Origin of the sequence: Hansschlegelia beijingensis (assembly GCF_045505405.1) — a bacterium.
GTDB lineage: Bacteria > Pseudomonadota > Alphaproteobacteria > Rhizobiales > Methylopilaceae > Methylopila > Methylopila beijingensis_A.
The window spans coordinates 1-4,306 of the sequence record NZ_JBJKEX010000262.1 but is presented as its reverse complement, the minus strand read 5'-3'; the positions used below and the strand labels follow the sequence as shown (position 1 = coordinate 4,306).

The window sequence follows — 4,306 nt, the reverse complement described above, 5'->3', positions numbered from 1 at the left end:
CTATGACGAACATGAGCGGCGTTCCTTCGTTCGCCTCAACCTGATGTCCCTGACCTTCACGGCCGGCGCCATCGTGTTCCTGCTGCTCGCCTTCACCGATCATCACCAGATGCTCGACATTGTCGCGACGCACGATCACCAGCCGGCGGCGGCCGTCGATCGCCAGCACGTCCAGCACGCCGAGCCGTGGCTGGCGCGAGCGGCCGGACGAGCCCATGCCGCCGGACAGCCCCTGACCGCTGAAGCGTCGCATCAGCCAGGCGGCGAGCACGACGAGCAGAATGACGACCGCGAAGGCCAGGATGAACTTGAGAGGGGTCGGGACGTCGCCGAGGAACTGGTCGAACACGCGGTCTCACCTCAATCTCGAAAACTTCGCGGATCCCGGCTGCCCGGACCTCCGCAACGGCGCGGCCGTCGAGCACGTTCGTTCACACGAGCGCGACCCGGCTGTTCGTCATAGCCAAAGTCACCCGCAAGGTGAACGGAAACTTAACGTTCTTAACCGCCCGTTAACCATGGGGGCGGCAGATTTTGCCGGGCGGACGCGCAATCCGCGAAAATCGAATCGGGCCGGCGCCGCCGCTCTGGCGCGGCGTTCCTTGCGCCTCGGGAGAAGCCGTATGGCTGGTCTTGTCGAGTTGCCGCTGCTGTCGGCCCTCAAGACCAAGATGCGTTGGCAGGAGGCGCGCCAGCGGGTGTTGGCGGAGAACGTCGCCAACGCCGCGACGCCCGGCTTCCAGGCGCACGACCTGAAGTCCGTCGAGGCGTCAGCTTCTTCTGTCGGCCCGCTGCAGACCAACGCCCGTCATCTCTCGCTGGCTTCGGCGCCGGGCGGCGCGACCAAGATCGGCGACGGCTTCGAACGCACGCCGGACGGCAACACGGTGGTGCTCGAGGAGCAGATGACCAAGGCTGCGCAGAACCAGATGGACCACCAGATGGCCGCGATGCTTTACCAGAAGAGCCTCGGCGTGCTGCGCGCCGCGCTCGGCAGGGCCTGAGGCGCGCCATGGACCTCGCGCGCGCCATCGGAGTCGCCGCGGCCGGCCTCAAGGCGCAGGCCGGCCGGATGCGGATCATCGCCGAGAACCTCGCCAACGCCGATTCGGCCGCGAAGGCGCCGGGCGAGGACCCCTATCGCCGCAAGGTGCCGACGCTCAAATCCTCTTTCGATGACGAGCTGTCCGCCCAGGTCGTTCGCCTCGGCCGTGTCGAGCGGGACCGCAGCGACTTTCGCGTTAAGCATGAGCCGGGCAACCCCCTGGCCGACGCCAATGGCGACGTGCGGCTGCCGAACGTGGACTCGCTGATCGAGCAGATGGACATGCGCGAGGCGCAGCGGAGCTACCAGGCCAATCTGAACATGGTGGGCGCGGCGCGGAAGATGATCGTCCGCACGCTCGACATCCTGCGCGCCTGATCGGGAGACCCCAGATGACCAGTCCCGCCTCCGTCGCCGGCGCCTACGCCAACATCGCGAGCCTTGTCGGCCAGGCGGCCGGCGGCGCCGCGCCCGTCGCGCAGCCGAAGGGCGGGGGCTTTGGCGAACTGCTGGAGAAATCGTTGTCCGGCATGGCCGAGCAGGGCCGTGACGCCGAGGCGAAGGCGATGCAGGCGGTCGCCGGAAAGGCCGACGTGGTCGACGTCGTCACCGCGGTGGCGGAGAGCGAACTGGCGCTCAACACGCTGGTGAGCGTGCGCGACAAGGTGATCGCCGCTTATGAAGAGATCATGCGGATGCCGATCTGACGCCGAGTCGGCAGGCGATCCCCGGAAAGCGCGGTCAGGATCATGAACGGAGCCGAAGTGCTCGACGTCGCCCGCGACGGGCTGTGGACGATCCTCAAGGTGGGCGGGCCGCTGATGGCGGTGACGCTGCTGGTCGGCGTCGTGGTGTCGCTGGTCCAGGCGCTGACCCAGATCCAGGAGATGACGCTGGTTTTCGTGCCGAAGATCCTGGCGCTGTTCGCAGCCCTGCTGATCGGGCTGCCCTTCATGGGGGACGCCCTGGCGGGACATATGGCGCGAATCGCGGGCAGGATCGTCTCCGGCGGGTGAGCCGCGCGGGCGACCGATGACCTTCGATTTCCTGCCCAATGAGGTGGCGGCCTTCGTGCTCATCCTGGCGCGGGTGGGGGCGCTGGTGATGCTTCTCCCGGCGCTCGGCGAGGAGAACGTCTCGCCGCGCTTCCGGCTCACCGTCGCGGTCATGCTTGCGCTCGTGTTCTGGCCGTTCGCGCGGCCGCTCTACACGGTCGACGCCGGGGACGCTGCGGCGCTGGTCGGGCTGGCGCTTTCGGAGATCGCGATCGGCCTCGCGCTCGGCATGGTCGGCCGGCTCGTGATGTCGTCACTCTCGGTCGCCGGCAACGTGATCGCGAACCAGCTCGGCCTCGGCTTCGTCATGACGGTCGATCCGACGCAGGGCCAGCAGAGCGCGATCGTCGGCACCTTCCTCACCCTCGTCGGCGTGACGCTGATCTTCGCGACCAACCTGCACCACCTGGCGATCGGAGCGATCGCGGCAAGCTACGACGCGTTCAGGCCGGGCGCGTTCCCGGGAACGGGCGACGCCGCGCGCCTCGCGGTGGGCGCGGTCGAGGCCGCGTTCCGGATCGGCGTGCAGCTCTCCGCGCCATTCCTCGTCTTCGGCCTGATCTTCAACCTGGGTCTTGGCGTGCTGTCGCGCCTGATGCCGCAGCTTCAGGTGTTCTTCATCGCCGCGCCCCTGTCGCTGATCGCCGGCTTCGCGCTGCTGGCGCTCGTCATCGGCGTGCTGATGGACGTCTTCATCGGAGACGTCGCGGCGACGCTCCGCATGCTGACCGGAGGCTGACCGGATGGCGGAGAACGACGAGGGCGGCGAAAAGACAGAAGAACCGACCCGCAAGAAGATCGAGGACGCGCTCAAGCGCGGGGACGTCGCCAAGAGCCAGGAGCTCAACGTCTGGTTCGGCCTCGCGGCGACGACGCTCGCCCTGTCGATCTTCGGCGACGGCGCCACGTCGTCGCTCGGCGACATGCTGACCCGGTTTCTGGCGGAGCCGCAGCGCTTCGCGATGGACGGCGCGTCGCTTCGCGCCATGGCGGGCGGCCTCGGCTTCGCCATCGCGGCCGCGGTCGGGCTGCCGATGGTGCTGCTGGCGCTCGCCGCCATCGCGGGCAATCTCATCCAGCATCCCTTCCAGGTCACCACGGAGCCGCTCGCCCCGAAGTTCTCGAAGATCTCGCCGGCCTCCGGGTTCAAGCGCCTGTTCTCGGCCGAGAGCCTCGCGAACTTCCTGAAGGGCCTGCTCAAGATCGGAATCGTCGGGGCGGTGATCTCCTCCGTCGTCTGGCCGGAGCGCGCTCGCGTCGCCTCGCTCGTGCAGGGCGACGTGGCCGGCCTGCTGCCGGTGCTGAAAACGCTGTCGCTGAAGGTCCTGGTGTCGTCGGTCGCGGTCTTCGCCGTCATCGCGCTCGCCGACTATCTCTGGCAGCGGCGGCGCTGGCGCGAGCGCCTGAAGATGACGCTCCAGGAGGTGCGCGACGAGCATAAGCAGCAGGAGGGCGACCCCCACATCAAGGCGCGCATCCGCTCGATCCGCGCCCAGCGCTCCAGGAAGCGCATGATGGCGGCGGTGCCGAAGGCGACCGTGGTGATCGCCAACCCGACCCACTACGCCGTCGCGCTGAAATACGAGCCGGGCATGAACGCGCCGCTCTGCGTCGCCAAGGGCGTCGACGCGGTCGCCCTCCGGATCAGGAAGGTCGCGGAGGAGGCCGGCGTGGCGGTGATCGAGAACCCGCCGCTCGCCCGCTCGCTGCACGCCGCGATCGAGGTCGACAAGGAGATCCCGGCTGAACACTACAAGGCGGTCGCCGAGGTCATCGGCTTCGTCATGCGCCGGAAGGGCGCGCGATGAGCGCCGGGCGGTTCAGCGCCTCCTTGTTGAATCCTGCGCCGGGCCGCCTCATGGTCGCGCGGTTCGGCCGGCGCAGGACGAATCGCGGCGCGCCGACCCACGAGGCCCGATGAGCAGCATCGCCGAGGAAGACCGCATGGCCGCCGAGCCTCCGATCGATCGCAGCCGGTCGGGCTCCGTCGGACTCGTGCTGCTCGTGGCGGCGGCCCTGGTGGGCGCCGGGCTTGCGATCTCCTTCCTGAAGGGCGACGCCGCGCAGCCCTGGATTCTCGCGCTGCTCGCTGTGCTGTCGGTGATCGGCGTATTCGCCTTGTTCGCGGGCGCGCTCGGCCTTGTCCGGTTCGGCGCGCGCAGCGCCGGCGACGACCTCGCCCGCGCGATCGTGGCCACCGCCGAGG

At 69.0% G+C, this 4,306-nt stretch carries 7 protein-coding genes and 1 pseudogene; 7 read left to right on the top strand and 1 reads right to left on the bottom strand.

All coding sequences use genetic code 11. The features are described from left to right. Positions 1–349: flagellar biosynthetic protein FliO (locus tag ACIKT0_RS13860; RefSeq protein ID WP_407105909.1), on the bottom strand; the 349-nt coding region annotated here is incomplete at its 3' end. Between the two features lie 274 nt (positions 350–623). Between ACIKT0_RS13860 and ACIKT0_RS13855 the strand changes: the two genes are divergently transcribed. The 7 genes and pseudogenes from ACIKT0_RS13855 to ACIKT0_RS13825 all read left to right on the top strand — a co-directional run. Further along, on the top strand, positions 624–1,004 hold the full coding sequence (locus tag ACIKT0_RS13855; protein WP_407105908.1) for a flagellar basal-body rod protein FlgB: 381 nt from the start codon (positions 624–626) through the stop codon (positions 1,002–1,004). A gap of 8 nt (positions 1,005–1,012) precedes the next feature. Then, complete coding sequence (gene flgC, locus ACIKT0_RS13850; protein ID WP_407105907.1) at positions 1,013–1,423, top strand: flagellar basal body rod protein FlgC; 411 nt, start codon at positions 1,013–1,015, stop codon at positions 1,421–1,423. A 14-nt stretch (positions 1,424–1,437) separates the two neighbouring features. Further along, a complete protein-coding gene (gene fliE, locus ACIKT0_RS13845) occupies positions 1,438–1,752 on the top strand; it encodes a flagellar hook-basal body complex protein FliE (protein ID WP_407105906.1) in 315 nt (104 codons plus the stop codon). Between the two features lie 42 nt (positions 1,753–1,794). Next, a complete protein-coding gene (gene fliQ, locus ACIKT0_RS13840; RefSeq protein ID WP_183395409.1) occupies positions 1,795–2,061 on the top strand; it encodes a flagellar biosynthesis protein FliQ in 267 nt (88 codons plus the stop codon). 16 nt (positions 2,062–2,077) lie between these two features. Continuing rightward, positions 2,078–2,839 carry a flagellar biosynthetic protein FliR gene (gene fliR / locus ACIKT0_RS13835; protein WP_407105905.1) on the top strand — a complete coding sequence of 254 codons (762 nt, stop codon included), beginning with the start codon at positions 2,078–2,080 and terminating at the stop codon, positions 2,837–2,839. A 4-nt stretch (positions 2,840–2,843) separates the two neighbouring features. After that, a complete protein-coding gene (gene flhB / locus ACIKT0_RS13830) occupies positions 2,844–3,908 on the top strand; it encodes a flagellar biosynthesis protein FlhB (protein WP_407105904.1) in 1,065 nt (354 codons plus the stop codon). A gap of 109 nt (positions 3,909–4,017) precedes the next feature. Further along, positions 4,018–4,306, top strand: a pseudogene (locus ACIKT0_RS13825) (hybrid sensor histidine kinase/response regulator); the annotation flags it as partial.